At 67.0% G+C, this 17,503-nt stretch carries 14 protein-coding genes and 1 pseudogene; 3 read left to right on the top strand and 12 right to left on the bottom strand.

Annotated features, from left to right (window positions below; translation table 11 throughout):
- Positions 1–54 precede the first annotated feature (54 nt).
- Entirely contained in the window at positions 55–2,457 is a 2,403-nt protein-coding gene (locus AB0B25_RS05600; protein ID WP_357175176.1) for a RelA/SpoT family protein, read from the bottom strand.
- A gap of 544 nt (positions 2,458–3,001) precedes the next feature.
- Between AB0B25_RS05600 and AB0B25_RS05595 the strand changes: the two are divergent.
- Positions 3,002–3,329 (top strand): annotated as a pseudogene (locus AB0B25_RS05595) (YnfA family protein).
- A gap of 76 nt (positions 3,330–3,405) precedes the next feature.
- On the opposite strand, the gene AB0B25_RS05590 reads toward AB0B25_RS05595, so the two are convergent.
- From AB0B25_RS05590 to AB0B25_RS05560, 7 genes are all read right to left on the bottom strand, one after another.
- On the bottom strand, positions 3,406–4,995 hold the full coding sequence (locus AB0B25_RS05590) for an ATP-binding cassette domain-containing protein (protein WP_357175174.1): 1,590 nt from the start codon (positions 4,993–4,995) through the stop codon (positions 3,406–3,408).
- Between the two features lie 186 nt (positions 4,996–5,181).
- Positions 5,182–5,754, bottom strand: a complete 573-nt coding sequence (locus AB0B25_RS05585) for an adenine phosphoribosyltransferase (RefSeq protein WP_357175171.1) — start codon at positions 5,752–5,754, stop codon at positions 5,182–5,184.
- Positions 5,755–5,795: 41 nt separating this feature from the next.
- A complete protein-coding gene (locus tag AB0B25_RS05580) occupies positions 5,796–7,517 on the bottom strand; it encodes an ABC transporter substrate-binding protein (RefSeq protein WP_357175169.1) in 1,722 nt (573 codons plus the stop codon).
- A 19-nt stretch (positions 7,518–7,536) separates the two neighbouring features.
- Positions 7,537–8,775: a protein translocase subunit SecF gene (gene secF, locus AB0B25_RS05575; protein ID WP_357175166.1), complete on the bottom strand. Its 1,239-nt coding sequence runs from the start codon at positions 8,773–8,775 to the stop codon at positions 7,537–7,539.
- A 7-nt stretch (positions 8,776–8,782) separates the two neighbouring features.
- Entirely contained in the window at positions 8,783–10,585 is a 1,803-nt protein-coding gene (gene secD / locus AB0B25_RS05570; protein ID WP_357175163.1) for a protein translocase subunit SecD, read from the bottom strand.
- A 119-nt stretch (positions 10,586–10,704) separates the two neighbouring features.
- Positions 10,705–11,094, bottom strand: a complete 390-nt coding sequence (gene yajC / locus AB0B25_RS05565; protein WP_357175160.1) for a preprotein translocase subunit YajC — start codon at positions 11,092–11,094, stop codon at positions 10,705–10,707.
- 170 nt (positions 11,095–11,264) lie between these two features.
- Entirely contained in the window at positions 11,265–12,755 is a 1,491-nt protein-coding gene (locus AB0B25_RS05560; RefSeq protein ID WP_357175157.1) for an NAD(P)/FAD-dependent oxidoreductase, read from the bottom strand.
- A gap of 36 nt (positions 12,756–12,791) precedes the next feature.
- On the opposite strand from AB0B25_RS05560, the gene AB0B25_RS05555 reads away from it, so the two are divergent.
- Complete coding sequence (locus tag AB0B25_RS05555) at positions 12,792–13,457, top strand: TetR/AcrR family transcriptional regulator (RefSeq protein ID WP_357175155.1); 666 nt, start codon at positions 12,792–12,794, stop codon at positions 13,455–13,457.
- A 120-nt stretch (positions 13,458–13,577) separates the two neighbouring features.
- Positions 13,578–14,174: a DivIVA domain-containing protein gene (locus tag AB0B25_RS05550; protein ID WP_357175152.1), complete on the top strand. Its 597-nt coding sequence runs from the start codon at positions 13,578–13,580 to the stop codon at positions 14,172–14,174.
- A 63-nt stretch (positions 14,175–14,237) separates the two neighbouring features.
- Here the strand turns inward: AB0B25_RS05550 and ruvB are convergent, their stop codons facing one another.
- The 4 genes from ruvB to AB0B25_RS05530 form a co-directional block, all read right to left on the bottom strand.
- Positions 14,238–15,320 carry a Holliday junction branch migration DNA helicase RuvB gene (gene ruvB, locus AB0B25_RS05545; RefSeq protein ID WP_357175747.1) on the bottom strand — a complete coding sequence of 361 codons (1,083 nt, stop codon included), beginning with the start codon at positions 15,318–15,320 and terminating at the stop codon, positions 14,238–14,240.
- 5 nt (positions 15,321–15,325) lie between these two features.
- Positions 15,326–15,931 carry a Holliday junction branch migration protein RuvA gene (gene ruvA / locus AB0B25_RS05540; RefSeq protein ID WP_357175149.1) on the bottom strand — a complete coding sequence of 202 codons (606 nt, stop codon included), beginning with the start codon at positions 15,929–15,931 and terminating at the stop codon, positions 15,326–15,328.
- Complete coding sequence (ruvC, locus tag AB0B25_RS05535; RefSeq protein ID WP_357175744.1) at positions 15,928–16,497, bottom strand: crossover junction endodeoxyribonuclease RuvC; 570 nt, start codon at positions 16,495–16,497, stop codon at positions 15,928–15,930. Before ruvC ends, ruvA begins: the two co-directional genes overlap by 4 nt.
- Before the next feature lie 243 nt (positions 16,498–16,740).
- On the bottom strand, positions 16,741–17,256 hold the full coding sequence (locus tag AB0B25_RS05530) for an O-acetyl-ADP-ribose deacetylase (RefSeq protein ID WP_357175146.1): 516 nt from the start codon (positions 17,254–17,256) through the stop codon (positions 16,741–16,743).
- Positions 17,257–17,503: the final 247 nt, after the last annotated feature.

The raw sequence follows: 17,503 nt of genomic DNA, 5'->3' as shown, positions 1-17,503 counted from the left end.
TCGAGCTTTCTGGCTAGTTCACGGCTACCAGAAAGGGAGGCAGATGTCCGCCGGTCAGGCCGCGGAGGTGACGCGATAGACGTCGTAGACGCCCTCGACGTTCCGTACCACATTCAGCAAGTGCCCCAGGTGTTTCGGGTCGCCCATCTCGAAGGTGAACTTGCTGATCGCCACCCGGTCGCCGTGCGTGGCGACCGATGCGGACAAGATGTTCACCTTCTCGTCGGCCAGCACCTTCGTCACGTCCGACAGCAGCCGGGTACGGTCCAATGCCTCGATCTGGATGGCGACCAGGAACACCGAGGACGGCGAGGGCGCCCAGGACACCTCGATGATCCGTTCGGCCTGGTCGCGCAGCGAGCCCGCGTTGGTGCAGTCGGTGCGGTGCACACTCACCGCACCACCACGGGTCACGAAACCCATGATCTCGTCGCCGGGTACCGGGGTGCAGCACTTCGCCAGCTTGGCGACGGTGCCGGGCGCTCCGGGGATCAGCACGCCCGCGTCGCCGGTGACCCGCTGCCTGCTCGGCGTCGTCGACGGCGTGGAACGCTCGGCCAGTTCGTTTTCCACGTCGCCGATGCCGCCGAGTTGAGCCATCAGCCGCTGCACCACGTGGTGCGCGGAGACTTGATGCTCGCCGACGGCGGTGTAGAGCGTGGAGATGTCGGTGTAGTGCAGTTCGTGCGCGACCGCAGTCATCGCATCGACGCTCATCAGCCGCTGCAACGGTAGTCCGACGCGGCGGACCTCCTTGGAGATCTGCTCCTTGCCGCTCTCCAGGGCCTCCTCGCGCCGCTCCTTGGCGAACCATTGCCGAATCTTTGCCTTGGCCCGCGGCGACACCACGAAGTTCTGCCAATCGCGACTCGGTCCCGCGTTCTGCGCTTTCGAGGTGAACACCTCGACGACCTCGCCGTTCTCCAGCTGACGCTCCAGCGCGACCAGGCGCCCGTTCACCCTGGCGCCGATGCAGCGGTGCCCGACCTCGGTGTGCACGGCATAGGCGAAGTCGACCGGCGTCGACTTCTGCGGCAGCGTGATCACATCGCCCTTCGGCGTGAACACGAAGATCTCCGGCGATTTCAGGTCGAAGCGCAGCGATTCCAGGAACTCGGCCGGATCCGCCGCCTCACGCTGCCAGTCCAGCAGTTGGCGCATCCACGCCATATCGTCGACCTCGGCGGTGTCGTTGGAGTGCTTGCCGCGGGTTTCCTTGTAGCGCCAGTGGGCGGCGATGCCGAACTCGGCGGTGCGGTGCATGTCCTGCGTGCGGATCTGCACCTCCAGCGGCTTGCCGTCCGGACCGACCACGGTCGTGTGCAGCGACTGGTAGACGCCATAGCGCGGTTGGGCGATGTAGTCCTTGAACCGGCCCGCCATCGGCTGCCACAACGAGTGCACCACGCCGACCGCGGCATAGCAGTCGCGTACCTCGTCACAGAGGATGCGGATACCGACCAGGTCGTGGATGTCGTCGAAATCTTTACCTTTGACGATCATCTTCTGGTAGATCGACCAGTAGTGCTTGGGGCGCCCCTCCACGATCGCGTTGATCCGCGAGGCGGCCAGCGTGTTGACGATCTCGGCCCGCACCTTCGCCAGATAGGTGTCGCGTGAGGGCGCACGGTCTGCCACCAACCGCACGATCTCGTCGTACTTCTTCGGATGCAAAATCGCGAAGGCGAGGTCCTCCAGCTCCCACTTGACCGTCGCCATGCCGAGACGATGAGCAAGGGGTGCAATGACTTCCAGGGTTTCCTTGGCCTTCTTGGCTTGCTTCTCCGGCGGCAGGAAGCGCATGGTGCGCATATTGTGCAACCGGTCGGCCACCTTGATCACCAGCACGCGCGGGTCGCGCGCCATCGCGATGATCATCTTGCGGATGGTCTCCGCCTCGGCGGCCGCGCCGAGGTTGACCTTGTCCAACTTGGTGACGCCGTCGACCAGGTGCGCGACCTCGGTGCCGAAGTCTTCGGTGAGCTGCTCGAGGCTGTAGCCGGTGTCCTCGACCGTGTCGTGCAGTAGCGCGGCCACCAGCGTGGTGGTGTCCATACCGAGTTCGGCCAGGATGTTGGCGACGGCGAGCGGGTGGGTGATGTACGGGTCGCCGGACTTGCGGAATTGATGCTTGTGCCGATCGTCGGCGACGTCGAACGCGCGTTGCAGCAACGTCAGGTTCGCCTTCGGATACAGCTCGCGGTGCACGGTGGCCAGCGGCTCGAGCACCGGTTTGACCGCCGCGATGCCGCGCTGACCGGTCATTCGGCGCGCCAGCCGCGCACGCACACGGCGCGAGGCCGAGGTCGGGACGGCAGCGGGGGCGCCGGGCTGCCGCGGGGGCGTTGCGCTCTCCGCCGCCTGCGGATTCTGCTGCGCGGCATCAGTGGCGGCGCCATTCGACTGCGGGGCCGCTGCCGACTGCCCGACCTTCGCCTCGCCCAGATGCTGAGTCATGCCACCTACTCTCCGCGCCTCGATCGAACCACCCTATCCGACCGCTGCAGCCGCCCGGACCACCAACTTTAGTCCGGCCTGAGTGCGCGTGTCCGATCAGCCGGCACGGGACGCGCGCGGGCGGCAACGGACGAGCACCCGGCACGGGTCGGCAGAAAGTCCGATCACCACAGCAACCGTGACATATCGGACCCGCCTGCGGCCGCCGGACCCGGAATGTGTCACCGGAACGTGGCCCGGCAGCCCGGGGTTACCGGGCCGAACGACGACTGACAACGCGGAGTACGTCGTGTCTCCAGCTGCGGCTACAAGCGCCCGCCATGGTGGCGATCCGGCCCCGGTCGGGGACGCCGGCGTCTGCCGCGGCTGTCATATCCGGCCGAGGGTTGCTGGACGCAGGCTGGGCCGCACCAGCCGCACACGGACATACCCGTGGCGGATCGGACTTCCGCCGGCCCCGATAGTGCGCCGGCGCACATCGCCCGTTCACCGAACTCCCTCCCGTCGGATGTGGCGACGGCTACAGGCTGGGTACCTTCGCCGTATGACCGTCGGCCGCTCTCTGTTGCTGTTCCTCTTGGCCGCGCTCGCGGAGATCGGTGGTGCTTGGCTGGTATGGCAGGGTTGGCGGGAGCAGCGTGGCGTCGCCTGGATCGCCGCGGGAGTCCTGGCCCTCGGCGCCTAAGGATTCGTCGCCACTTTTCAGCCCGACCCGAACTTCGGGCGGATCCGCCTACGGCGGTGTGTTCGTCGCGGGCTCGCTGGCGTGGGGCATGCTCGTCGACAAATTCCACCCCGACCGCTGGGACTACCTCGGTACCACAATCTGCCTGGTCGGCGTCGCGGTGATCATGTACGCACCGCGGCACTGACGATGTCCTCCCGACCGGCACCGGGTCGGCGTGCGGACACTCGAACGGACGCAGGCCGAGACGCCGACATCGCCTCCTAGGTCACCCAGGTCTCGGCCAGCCCGTCCGCGGTGAGCTCCAGCCGCCGAGTCACCCCGATATCGTCGAGGAAGCGCTGATCATGGCTGACCACGATCAGCGCACCCGCGAAACCGGCCAGCGCCTCCGTCAGGTGTCGCAGACTGGACAGGTCGAGATTGTTGGTCGGCTCGTCCAACAGCAGCAACTTCGGTGCGGGGTCGGCGAGAAGCAGCATCGCCAGCGCGGCCCGCAGACGTTCACCGCCGGACAGAGCCGAGACCGCGACGTCGGCGTCCGCGCCACGGAACAAGAAGCGGGCGAGTTGGGTCCTGATCCGCTCCGTCGAGGCGTGCGGCGCCGTCGAGGCCACATTCTCGAACACCGACCGCTGCTCGTCGAACACGTCCAAGCGCTGCGGCAGCATTCGCCACGGCACCTTCGGTCCTTCCGCCGCGAGGCAACGCAGCAGCGTGGTCTTGCCGACCCCGTTGCGCCCGGTCAGCGCGATCCGCTCCGGTCCGGACACCCGCAATGTCACGGTCGGGCCGCACTCCAGTTTCCGCTGGCCCAGTACGATCACGTCCTGGCCGGGGTAGAGCCGGGTGCCGGGCAGATCGACCCTGATCTCCCGATCGTCGCGCAGACGCTCCTTCGCCTGCTCGAGCTGCTCTTCGGCGTTGTCGAGCTTCTCGATGTGGTTGTTGCGCAGCTTGCCCGCCGACACCTGCGCCTGCCTCTTGCGTTCGCCCATCACGATTTTCGGCTCCCGCTTCTGATCCCACATCTTCTGCCCATAGCGCTGCCTGCGATCCAGTTTGATGCGCGCCTCCGCGAGCTCACGCGCCTGCTTGCGCACGTCGCCACGCGCATCCCGGATCATTGCGCGGGCAGCCTCCTGCTCGGTCTCGATAATTCGCTCGTACTCGCTGAACCTGCCGCCGAACAGCCGCAGTTCGCCGTGCCGCAACTCCGCGATCGCGGACATCCGCTCCAGCAGTTCACGGTCGTGGCTGACCGTGAGGACCGTGCCGGAGAACTGCGTGATCACCTCGTAGAGTCGTTCGCGGGCAACCCGATCCAGATTGTTCGTCGGCTCGTCCAGCAGCAGCACATCGGGCTCGGCAAGCAACTCGGCAACCAATCCGAGCAGCACCGTCTCGCCGCCGGACAGGGTGTCGAGTGTGCGATCGAGCTGCGCGACCGAATCGGCGACGTAGTGCAGACCGAGGCTGCCCAACAGCGCGACGGCCCGCTCTTCGACATCCCAGCGATTGCCTACGATATCGAAATCCACCTCGGCGACGGTCCCGGATTCTATCCGGTGCAACGCTTTTCGGACCTCGTCGATGCCGAGCAGGGCATCGACGCGCTGTCCCGGGCCGAGACCCAGGTCCTGCCGCAGATACCCGAGCTGACCGGTGACCGTGATCGACCCGCGCGCGGGCTCGAGTTCACGGGCGATCAACCGGAGCAGCGTCGACTTGCCCGCGCCGTTGTCGCCGACCAAGCCGATGTGATCGACACCGAGGACGGCGTCGAGCCCCTCGAACACGGGGGTGCCATCCGGCCAGGAGAAAGTGAGATCGGAAAGAGAAAGATTGGTCATCGTGGCTCCCGAGGTGGCAACGGATACACGGCGCGCGAATGCTGGCCGTCCGAATGGCTACCTCAGAAGAGCAACGGCATGACTCCGATCAACGGGAACAAGACTCGTACAGGTTAAGCACAGTTCCCCCACGCGCGCCACCGAAATTCTCATCCCATCGACGTCACGGCGCGCTCGTGGGCCCTGTCAGACCCGCACGATCGAGGTGAGCGGATAGTCCCCTTGCCGGTCCCTGCCGTTGAGGAAGGTCAGTTCCAGCACCACTGCGGCGGCGACGACTTCGGCGCCTGCCTGGTGGAAGAGCCCCGCGGCGGCGGCGAGGGTGCCGCCGGTGGCCAGCACGTCGTCCAGCAGCAGTATCCGGCGGCCTCGCAGATCGACACCGTCCGCCGGGATCTCCAGCGCGGCGGTGCCGTATTCGAGGCTGTACTCCCGGTTGATCACCGGCGGCGGAAGCTTGCCCGCCTTGCGGACGGCGAGCACGCCGGTGCCGAGAGTCGCGGCAACGCCCGCTCCGAGCAGGAAGCCGCGCGCGTCGACGCCCGCTACCAGATCGGCGTCGGGCGCACAGCCGGCAAGGCAGTCCACGACCGCCCGGAAGCCCTCGGCATCGGCGAAAACGGGGGTGAGATCCGCGAAACGTACACCGGGAGTGGGGAAGTCGTCGCGCCAACGGGTCAGCTGGTCAACCATCTCGGCGGCCTTGGTGGACCGTTCGGCGGCTACGTCTTCGGACTCGATCGCCGCATGCTTGCTCATCCTCATCGACACCTCTCCATGAACATCACCCACACCGTCTATCACCGCTCGAGCACCCACCGATCCATATTCCACCCGGACCCCCCTTGGGTGGGGCCCGCGATACCGTTACGCAGTCCCTTGCCGAAGGCGATGGTGCGCGGGGTGGCGAACAACGGAATACTCGGCAGCTCCGCCCACAGCAGGTTTTCGGCATCCGTGAGCAGATTCAGCTGTGCGGTCGAGTTGTCGTCGGCCGCAAGCTGATCGGTGATCGCATCGTAACGGCCGTTGCCGAACCGCCCGACATTGAGCCCGCTACCGGTACGCAACGCGCTGGTCGCGGCAACCCCGGCGATCGATCCGGCCGGACCGGGCACGGCCGCGGTGCTGCCCAGAACGGCATCGACCTTCCCCTCGGCGAGCTGAACGGGGGTGAAATCGGGCGATCCCGCGTCTACCACCGTGATGCCTGCCGGCTTGCACGCCGTGGCGATCATGGCGACGGTCTGTGCCCGGCGATCGTCCGGACGGAGGTAACCGATGCGGATGGTCGGATTCGCCGCACCCGACGCGGCGACCGCCTTGGTCGCGCCGGTCACGTCACCGCCGGAGAAACGGTCGGCCGCACCGATGACCGCCGGATACAGCAGCGAATCCTGCTGCACGAGATGGGCGTTCAGCGGGCCGGAGCCGAGCCCGGTCTTCGGCGCGTCCGGAACCTTGCCGAGCTTCTCGAACAGTGCCTGCCGCGGCAGACACAGCGCGAACGCCCGGCGAGCGTCCAGCGAGCCGAACACTCCCCCGGTCGCCAGCACCAGCTGCTCGGCGCCACGGCCGGCCACGGTGCGCATCGAAAACCCGTCCAAGTTGAGGTCTTTCACCGAACCCGCGCCGACGTCGACGACACCGACGGCATTTTCGGCGATCTTCTCCTTCAGGTCGACGGTCTTGGACCAGACCACGATGCGCCCGGTCTCGGCCTTGTTTCCCCACCAGCGCTCGTTGGCGACCAGCACCAACCCGTCTTCCTTACTGAACGATTCGATCCGGTAGGGCCCCGAGGAGGGAAACCGGGACAGATCCAGATCGCCGCTGGCGGGAATAGTCCAGCCGGTATTCCAGAATTCGGCGAGCCTGCCGAGGGCGTTCGAATCACCGGTCTGCACGGCGGACACCACATTGGGCACGTTCGCCACCCGCGCCGCGACGTGCGCCGGCATCAACTCGCCCGCGGTGAACAGGTTGCGCCAGGGCAGGTAATGCCGACCGGGCCGAAAGACCACGGTGGCATCGCGCGAGCCGGTCTGGCAGTCGACCCGCTCGATATCGGAGTAGCCCGCGGTGCTGGCGGCGTCGAAGAGCGGAAGCGGCCCGCGATCACCTGGTTTGGTGAATCGCCCGCTCCGAGCGGCCCAGGCGAGTACCAGGTCATCACACGAAGTCGGCACGCCGTCGGAATACACACCGTCCGGATTGAGCCGGTACTGGATCGTCTGCGCCTCCCCGGGCACCTCCTTCGCGGTGCCCAGGTCAGTGTCGGCGACCTGCTGGCCGTCCGGCCCGGTGTAGAAGAAACCGGTGAGTACGCGGGCGAAGACCGCACGCGCTCCGGAAGCGGCCCCGAGCGTACTGCCGCCGTTGTAGCTGGCGATGGTGGCGTCGGTCGCATAGCCGATCGACGGCACCTGGTTCGTGCTGGAGCAGCCGACCACCGGCCCGGCGGCCAGGGTGCCCGCAACAAGCGCTCCGATCAGTCGTACTGCTCTGCGTGGCTGTCGCATGGAACCCCTCCGCCTGTTGTCAGTTCCGCCTCTTGGGTCGTTTCCCGCTCGGCCGGGCGCCGGGCCGGGGTGCCGCTCCGGCCGGGCGCTGTCTGCGCGGCGACTCGTCGAAGTCCCGGCCCGCCGCCATGGTGGCCCTGCGCTCGGCCGCGACGCCGGCGCGGGCGCCGGCCGCGTTTGCCCGCTTGGCCAACACCCGTTTGGTGTGTGCCGCCACCGGTCCCCAGCGCTCTTTGATCGACACCAGCAGCGGCGTCGCGAAGAATATCGAGGAATAGGTGCCGACCAGCAGGCCGACCAATTGGACCAACGCCAGGTCCTTGAGGGTACCGACGCCGAGCATCCAGACCGCGATCACCATCAGGCCGACGATCGGCAGGATGCCGATCAGCGCGGTGTTGATCGAGCGCATCAGCGTCTGGTTGATCGCGAGGTTGGCTTGCTCGCCGTAGGTGCGCCGGGTCAGGTGCAGGATGCCGTGGGTGTTCTCGTCGACCTTGTCGAAGACCACCACCGAGTCGTAGAGCGAGAAGCCGAGAATGGTCAGGATGCCGATGACCGTCGCCGGGGTGACCTCGAATCCGACGATCGAGTACACGCCGGCGGTCACGGTCACGTCGAAGGCCAGCGCGGCGAGTGCCGCGATTGCCATGTGGAACTCGAATCGGACCGCGATGTATACCGCGACCAGGACCAGGAATACCGCGAGGGCGATGAGCGCCTTCTTGGTGATCTGACCACCCCAGGTCTCGCTGACGTCCGAAGTGCTGATCGCGGCCCGGCTCGGATTGCCGTTCTTGTCCTTCGGCTGGAACTTGCCGAACAGCGAGTTGTTCAGCGCCTCCACCTGGGTCTGGTCCAGCGCCTTGGAGCGGATCAGCATCGTGGCCGATCCACCGGTGCCGACGGTCTGTACGGACACCGGATCGGTGCCGATCGCGCTGCGGTAGACCTCCTCGACCTCGCCGGTGGTCGCGGTCCCGGCCGGGAACTGGATCCGCGAACCGCCCTCGAAATCGATACCGAAGTTGAATCCCCGGAAGATCATGCTGCCCAACGAAATCAACACGATCACGACGGTGATGAAGTACCACATCCGCCGCTTGCCGATGACGTCGATGGCGCCGGTGCCGGTGTAGAGCCGGTTCAAGAAGCCGTGCTTCGGTGATGGTGGTGGCTCGACGACCGCCGCGAAGACATCGGTGATCTCGGTCGGACTCACCTTGCCGAGTGACGGGGTGGTGTGGCTGTTGGTCATCGCGTCCTCACGCCTTCCCGAGGGCGGCCTCGGCCGCCTTCCGCTCGCGGGCTACCTGCTGGATCGCGCCGAGGCCGTTCACCGACGGCTTGGACCAGAACGCAGTCCGCGAGGCGATCAGCACCAGTGGCCACGTCACCAGGAACACCACGACCACGTCCAGGATCGTGGTGAGGCCGAGCGTGAACGCGAAACCCTTCACCTGGCCGACCGCGAGGATATAAAGCACGGCCGCGGCGATGAAGCTGACCGCGTTGCCGGACAGAATGGTACGGCGGGCACGCTGCCAGCCGCGCGGCGCCGCAGAGCGGAAGCTGCGGCCCTCTCGCATCTCGTCCTTGATGCGTTCGAAGAAGACGACGAACGAGTCGGCGGTCATGCCGATACCGATGATCAACCCGGCGATACCGGCGAGGTCGAGGGTGAAGCCGATCCATCGCCCCAGCAGCACCATGATGCCGTAGACCGCGAATCCGGACGCCACCAGGGACAATCCGGTGAGGAAGCCGAGCATCCGGTAGTAGAGCAGGCAGTAGATCAGCACCACGACCAGACCGACCGCACCCGCGATCAGGCCCGCCTTCAGCGAAGACAGACCCAGCGTCGCGGACACCGTCTCGGCCTCGGAGGTTTGGAACGACAATGGCAGCGAACCGTACTTCAGGGTGTTCGCCAGTTCCTTCGCTGTCGAGGCGGTGAAGTTGCCTGAGATCTGCGTACGGCCGCCCTGTTGCGGACCCTGCTGCACAACCGGCGCACTGACCACCTTGGAGTCGAGCACGAACGCGACCCGCTTGTAGACATACTCACCGGTCAGCGTGGCCCACGCGTCACTGCCGGCGGACTTGAACTCGAGGGAGACCTCATGCCGGGCCTGCTGCTGGTTCAGTCCCGCGCTGGCGTCCTTGATCTCCTGGCCGTCGATGCGGCTCTTGTCGAGCAGGAACACCTCGGCGCCGTCGGTAGAGCAGCTCACCAACGGCAGGGCGGGGTCGTCGTTGCCGGCCAGCGGATCCGGCTTGGCGCAATCCAGCGAGCCCAACGCGGCCTGTTGCACGGACGGATCGGTGCTCTGGCGCTGCGCCTTGGCCGCCTGAATCTCCCGGGTCGCCTCCTCGGTGGGATTGAGGCCGGGATTCGGGGTCGGGGGAGCCTGCGCGGGGAACACACGCTGCTGCGGAGCCGGCGACTGCTCCGAATGCGCGGTCTCCGGCGATCCCGACTGTGCGCCCGGCACGAGCTGCGGCGCGCCGGGCACCGACTGCGCACCAGGGGTGAGCTCGCCGCCGGGCACCGACTGTGCGCTAGGGGCAAGCTGGGCGCCTGGGGCAAGCTGGGCACCGGGGGTGGGCTGTGCGCCAGGCACCGACTGCGCACCGGGGGCAGGCTGGCCGCCCGGGGTGATTTGCGGCGTCGCACCGCGCCCCGCGGCCGGGACCGCCTGCAGTACGGGTCGAATGTAGAGCTTGGCGGTGGTCGCCAGCGCACGTGCTTGCTGCCCATCGTCACCGGGCACGGTGATGACGATGTTGCTCCCATCGATGACGACCTCGGACCCGGAGACGCCGAGGCCGTTCACCCGGTTCTCGATGATGTCCTGTGCCTTCTTCAGGCTGTCCTGGCTCGGTTTGCTGCCATCCGGTGTGCGTGCCGACAGCGTGACCCGGGTGCCACCTTGCAGGTCGATGCCGAGTTTGGGTGTAAAGGACTTGTCACCGGTGAAGAACACCAGCGCGTAGACCACGGCCAGCAGCCCGGCGAAGACGCCGAGCAGCCGGAGCGGGTGCGCCGATCCCTGGGAAGGTGGCACAGTACGTCATCTCCTAGGCGGAAGTCGAGGATGGAACAGGCGGGCATGCACCAACGCCGCCGGGTGCGCGGACGGGCCGCGGCGACATCCGGCGCGCGGGGCACAAACCAGTAGAAGAATCAGTCCTTGGTCAGCCGGGTCTCGGTCTGCTCGGCGGATTCCTCGAGGGCGTCGGCCACGGACGAGTCGGTCGCGTCCGAGTCGGTCGCGTCCGACTCGGTGGCGGACGAGCCCGTCGTATCGGTGCTCACCTCGTCTTCGGTGCGCACCTCACGGACAGCCTGGCGCAGCCACGTGGTGACCACGTCCTCGGCGATCTCGAGGTCGACCGTGGTGTCATCGAGTTCGACCACGGTGCCGTAGAGCCCCGACGTGGTGATGACCTGATCGCCGACCTTCAGGCTTTCCTGCATGTTCGCGACCTTCTCGGTCTCCCGCTTCTGACGGCGGACACCGAGGAACATCGGCACGAGCAGGGCTACCAGTAGCAGTGGAAACAGAAGTTCCATCGTCGAAGTCAGTCCCTAGTTTCGTGGGTGGGATGGACAAGTACCCACACAGTCTGCCAGTTCGTTGCGTCGGCGCCACACTCGCACACCCGCTGGGCAGCTACGACACCCTGCACAGGCCGACTGGCCACCGGTCGGTGGGACCATGTGTGACGTGCTCGGAGCGACGCTCAAGCCGTCGTGCCATAGACGTAATCGTCCAGCGGGAAGCTGACCGCCTCTCGGTGCGCGTTGAGAGTGCTGGTGGGACGCAGCAGGGCAGCCTCGCCGTGCTGGTTGAAGTAGTAGCTGCGCGCGGTGGCGCAATCGCCACCGTAGAAGACCGAGGAGCCGAGCTTGGTGGTCACGCGATCCAGGAACGCGTCGTTGGCCCGTTCGGTCACCTCGAAGGTGGTCTCACCGCGGCGCCGTAACTCGCCGAACAGCCTGCCCATGTGCTTCATCTGCGCTTCGATGGTGGTGAAGTAAGACAGTCCACTGTAGGAGTACGGACTGTTGAGGCTGAGGAAGTTCGGGAACTTCGGCACGGTGATGCCCTCGTAGGCCTGGAACCGGTTGTCGCGCCAGAACTTTCCGAGGTTCACCCCGTCGCGGCCGATGATCTCGATAGCCGGGAAGTTCACGTCCCACAGGTTGAAGCCGGTGGCCAGGATCAGCGTATCGATCTCGGTTTTGTGCCCGTCGGCGGTGACGATGCCGTCGGCGTCGATATGGTCGATCGGGTTCGTCTCCAATCGCACGTGCGGCTCATTGAACGTCGTGAAGTACTGGTTGGAGAACGTGGGCCGCTTGCAGCCGAAATCGTAGTGCGGTGTGAGCTGCGCACGCGTCCGCTTGTCGCGCACCGAGACACGCAGGTGCGCCTTGGCCAGCACGCCGGCACCCTTGTTCATCAGCTTGACCTGTTTGAAGTGCAGGACACCGGCCACCATCAGCGCCTCGAGCATGCTCGTGTTGACCAGCCGCGCGACCTTCTGCGTGGCGGGGACGCGCGCGAACAACATCCGTACCGGGGCGGGGATCGCGGCATCGATCTTCGGGACCACCCAGATCGGGGTGCGCTGGAAGACAGTGAGCGCCGCCGCCTTCTTGGCGACCTCGGGCACCAGTTGCACCGCTGTGGCGCCGGTGCCGATGATCGCGGCGTTACGGCCGGCGAGGTCGAAGTCGTCCTCCCATGCGGTGGTGTGCACGATCTTGCCCGCGAACGAGCCGATACCGGGAAATGGCGGGGTGTAGGGCTGCGAGAGAAAACCCGTCGCGGTGAGCAGATATCGGCCGGTGATCGGCTCACCGCCGGCGACGGACACGACCCACTGCTCGTGATCCTCGTCCCAGCGGGCGCCGTCCACGACGGTGCCGAACCGCATCCGCCGGCGCAAGTCGTACTTGGTGGCGACGTGCTCGGCGTATTTCTTCAGCTCCGCGCCCGGCGCGAACAGCCGCGACCAGTACGGGTTCGGCTCGAACGAATACGAGTAGGTGACCGAGGCGATATCGACTGCCAGACCCGGGTAACGGTTGACGTGCCAGGTGCCGCCGAGATCGTCCTCGCGCTCGAGAATCACATAGTTGCTCAGACCGATCCGGTCGAGCTCGATCCCCGCTCCTATGCCGCCGAATCCCGCACCGACCACGACCGCGTCGTACTGAGGCGCCACGCCGAACCTCCTGCAGCTGAACCAGATCCGCACGGAATGACACATCATTCCGTTTGTGACGACTGTATCATCGTGGACGTGACGAAGCCATCCACCCGTGCCGAGCGACGCAAAGCCGAACTGCGCCAAGAGATCATCGACACCGCGTTCGCCTGCTTCGCAGAGAAGGGCTATCACGCCACCGGTATCGCCGACATCGCGGGTCGCCTCGGTATCGGGCACGGCACCTTCTACCGCTACTTCAGCAACAAGCGCGACATCATCGACCACGTCATCGACGACCTGGCCGCGCGGATCATCGCGGCACTCGGTACCGAGAACGCTCCCGACGCCGCCGCGACCCTGGACGATTACCGCGCGCAGATCGACCGGATCGGCACCGCCCTCACCGGAATCCTGATCGCCGATCGCCGAGTAGCCCGGTTGCTGCTGTTCCACGCCACCGGCATCGACGACGAACTCACTCAACGGCTCTACGGGCTGCTCGACACCGCCGACGCGCTGACCGCGGGCTATCTCGACCACGGCGTCGAACTCGGCTATCTGCGTGCCGACCTGGACACCGTGAACACCGCGCGAGCAGTGACCGGGATGCTGATCGCCGGGATCGTGCACGCGCTGCGCGACCCGGACGAAACCGCGATCGCCGCGCTGAACCTGGCGATCCGCCGTGTGCTCGTCGACGGGGTGCGCAAAGACTGAGCGTTCGGCAGCCCCCGCCTGCGACGGAACCGAGATCTGACGGGTCCAGCCGCATCCGTGAATGGTCGGGGAATTCGAAAAGTGCACTTTCGAGCGGGTCGACCCACCCAGCCTGACAGAATGTCGCCCGTGAGACCCGAGCATGTGAGCCGGATCAGTTTCGCGAGCCCACCGGTCGGGCACCGCGGCTACCACGCCGGCGAAGTGGACGCCTATCTCGACTTGGTCGCCGCGACCTTGGCCGGACAGGGCGCTCTCGCCGCTGACGACTTGCGCAATGTCACCTTCGACGCGGCACGCCCCGGCGGACGCAGCTATCGGGCCGACCAGGTCGACGAGTACCTGGACCAGGTCCGAGTCGAGCTCGAGTTCCGCCAGCGCGGCGCCCAGCCGGTGCCCGCCGCGAACAATAGCGGGCAGGCGCTGCTCACCCCCGATGACGTGCACCGTATCCGGTTCGCCCAGGCGCAGACGGGACAGCGCGGGTACCACGAAGAAGAGGTCACCGCCTTCCTGGACCTGGTCGCCGCGAGCCTGGCGCACGACGGGCCCGGAAGCCTGACCGTCGCCGACGTCCGGTCCGTCCGCTTCACCGAGGCCAGAGTGGGCAGCCGCGGCTTCCAACGCGACGAGGTCGACGCCTTTCTCGACCTGGTGGTCACCGCCTTCGACAACGCCGAGCAGAACGATCATCGCCGGGCCCACCGCAACAACTGACCTTCGCCGACCGCACCCACCCGACGTGCTCGACGCCAGGCCGCGCGAAGCCACGAAAGCGGGTCAGTCGAAAAGATCGAGGGTGGGGTGCGGCTCGCGGCCGCGGACTTCGATGGCGTTGAAGACCAGGTCGGGCGGAGGAATCAAGCCGAGGTGCGCCCAGGCGGCGGCCGTGGCGACGCGACCGCGCGGGGTGCGGGCGACCAAGCCCGCGCGGACCAGGAAGGGCTCGCAGACCTCTTCGACGGTGGCGGCTTCCTCGCCGACCGCGACGGCGAGGGTGGACACGCCGACCGGGCCACCGCCGAAACTGCGGACCAAGGCGCCGAGGACAGCCCGATCGAGGCGGTCCAAGCCGAGGACGTCGACGTCGTAGACCTCCAGTGCGGCGTGGGCGATGGCCCGAGTGATCCATCCATCGGCGCGGACCTCCGCGTAGTCGCGGACCCGGCGCAATAGTCGGTTGGCGATCCGGGGGGTGCCGCGGGAACGGCCCGCGATCTCGGCCGCCGCGTCCTGATCGATGCCGACACCGAGAATGTGCGCCGAACGCCGCAGGATCCGCAACAACTCATCGGCCTCGTAGAAGTCCATGTGCCCGGTGAAACCGAACCGGTCGCGCAGCGGGCCGGTCAGCGCTCCGGATCTGGTGGTCGCTCCGACCAGGGTGAACGGCGCGATGTCCAACGGAATCGAGGTCGCGCCGGGGCCCTTGCCGACGACCACGTCGACGCGGAAGTCCTCCATCGCCAGGTAGAGCATCTCTTCGGCGGGGCGAGCCACGCGGTGGATCTCATCAATGAACAGCACATCACCTTCGACCAGATTGCTGAGCATGGCGGCGAGATCACCCGCCCGCTCCAGCGCGGGACCCGATGTGATCCGCAGGGCAGTGCCGAGTTCCGCCGCGATGATCATCGCCATGCTGGTCTTGCCGAGTCCGGGCGGGCCGGACAGGAGGACGTGATCCGGCGTGCTGCCACGCTGTTTGGCGCCACGTAACACCAGTGCGAGCTGTTCGCGCACTCGGGGCTGACCGATGAAATCGTCCAGTGATTTCGGGCGCAGGCTCGCCTCTACCTCGCCGTCGGACTTCAGATAAGCCGCGCTGACCTGCGATTCGGTGGATTCCTCTTCGGACTGCACAGGGCTCACCGATTCTTGCCGAGCAGTCCGAGCGCGGCTCGAAGTGTGGCGGAGGTGTTGGCGGCGGGCTGGTCGGCCAGCACGGCGTCGACTGTCTGTTCAGCCTGTTTGGCGGCAAAGCCGAGGCCGACCAGCGCGTCGATGACCTGGTCGCGCACCGGCGTGACGACCGGGACCGGCGTGGAACCCGGCGGACCGGACTGCACCGGAACGAGATTCACCTTGTCCCGCAGTTCGACCACCATACGCTCGGCGCCGCGCTTGCCGATGCCGGGCACCCTGGTCAGCGCCACCACATTGCTCTCGGCGAGCGCCTTGCGCAGTGCCTCGGGTTCCAGCACGGCCAGCACGGCCATCGCAAGCCGAGGACCGACGCCGGAGACGGTCTGCAGCAGGCCGAACAGGTCCCGGGCCTCGGTGTCGGCGAAGCCGTAGAGCGTCATGGAATCCTCACGGACGATCATCGCGGTGTAGAGCCGGGTCTCGGCACCGCGAGTGAGTCCGGCCAAGGTGGCCGGCGTGGCGTTGAGGCGGTACCCCACGCCCGCCGCCTCGATCACCGCATGGTCGAGTGCGATCTCCAGCACCTCACCGCGTACCGACGCGATCACCCGTGCACCGCCTTCCGTTGTTCGGCAAGCCGTTCCCGATACCGTCGCTGCGCCGCGGCCGCTTTGGCCTCGGCCGCCGCCATCCGTTCCAGCAGCGGCGCCCGCCAACAATGGCAGATGGCCAGCGCGAGCGCATCCGCCGCGTCGGCGGGCTTCGGCGCCACCTGAAGGCCGAGGATGCGGGTGACCATGACGGTCACCTGCTTCTTGTCCGCGGTCCCGTTGCCGGTGACCGCGGCCTTCACTTCACTGGGTGTGTGGAACGCGACCGGGATGTCCCGGCGTGCCGCAACGAGTGCGATCACCCCGCCCGCCTGTGCGGTGCCCATGGCGGTACGCACATTGTGCTGCGCGAAGACGCGTTCGATCGCGACGGCCGCGGGTTGATGGGTGTCCATCCAATGCTCGGCGGCATCGGCGACCCGCAGCAGGCGCTGGGCCAGATCCATGTCCGCGGGTGTCCGGACCACGTCCACGTCCAGGGCGGTGACTTTCCGCCCCAGCCCGCCCTCGACGACACTGAGGCCGCACCGGGTGAGCCCTGGGTCGACGCCCATCACCCGCACGAAGACCCCTCTCACTGAAACGAACAACTGTTCGAGAGTCTAGCGGAGCCACGGTCTTTCGCGGACCAGCGACACAGCCGTGACCGAGACCGCGGTCGGGCGCCGGCGGCGGCCGCCGTAGCCACGACAGCCGCCCAGGCGCAGGACACGGCCGACAGATCCGGTCCGGGCATATCGGGATCGACTACGGCGGGGCCGATCCTCAGTCGACCTCGCCGCAGCTCGTCGGCGCCATCGCCCCGGCTAACCGGCGGGAACCTGCGACGCGAAAGCGGAGTAGGCGGTGTCATCGAACAGAACGAACCGGACTTCCCGTACTGAAGTATCTGTCACACAGACTGTCTCGACAGCGATGCGCGCGCCGTCAGCCATCGGCCAGCCGAAGATGCCGGTGGAGATGGCCGGGAATGCTACAGTGTGCGCCCCCAATTCGTCCGCCACACGCAAGGATTCGCGATAACACGAAGCGAGCAACGCGGAGCGGTCTTCGGTCGCCGACCACACCGGGCCGACCGTGTGGATCACCCACCGAGCGCGCAGTCGACCCGCCGTCGTGGCGACCGCCTTGCCGGTCGCGAGCCCCATGCCGTGATGCGAGGCACGCAATCGACGGCATTCGGCGAGTATGTCGGGACCGCCCCTGCGGTGGATCGCGCCATCGACACCGCCACCACCCAGCAGCGACGAGTTCGCCGCGTTCACCACGGCGTCGACGTCCTGTTCGGTGATGTCACCGCACACCAGCACAACTTCGACCATGCTCGCATTCTCGTCCGCTACCGATAGTCGATGCCACCGAATCACCGACGCACCCAGCGCGCGCATCCGGTTCGGCTGCGCGCTACGGACGCGTCGTCACCGACGAACGCCTTTCCACCCCTGCGCATGCGCCGCGTTCCGGCGGGGAAGGCAGGGTTGCTCCACTCGCAGGCGGGCGGGTGACAACCGAACACGAAGACAAAGCCAAGGCACCCAGGTTCGCTGAAGCGGATTCACAGCTCGACTC

The organism is Nocardia sp. NPDC049190, assembly GCF_040648115.1.
GTDB lineage: Bacteria > Actinomycetota > Actinomycetes > Mycobacteriales > Mycobacteriaceae > Nocardia.
Note: the sequence above shows the minus strand (reverse complement) of the source record. Positions and strands in the feature narration are given on the sequence as shown.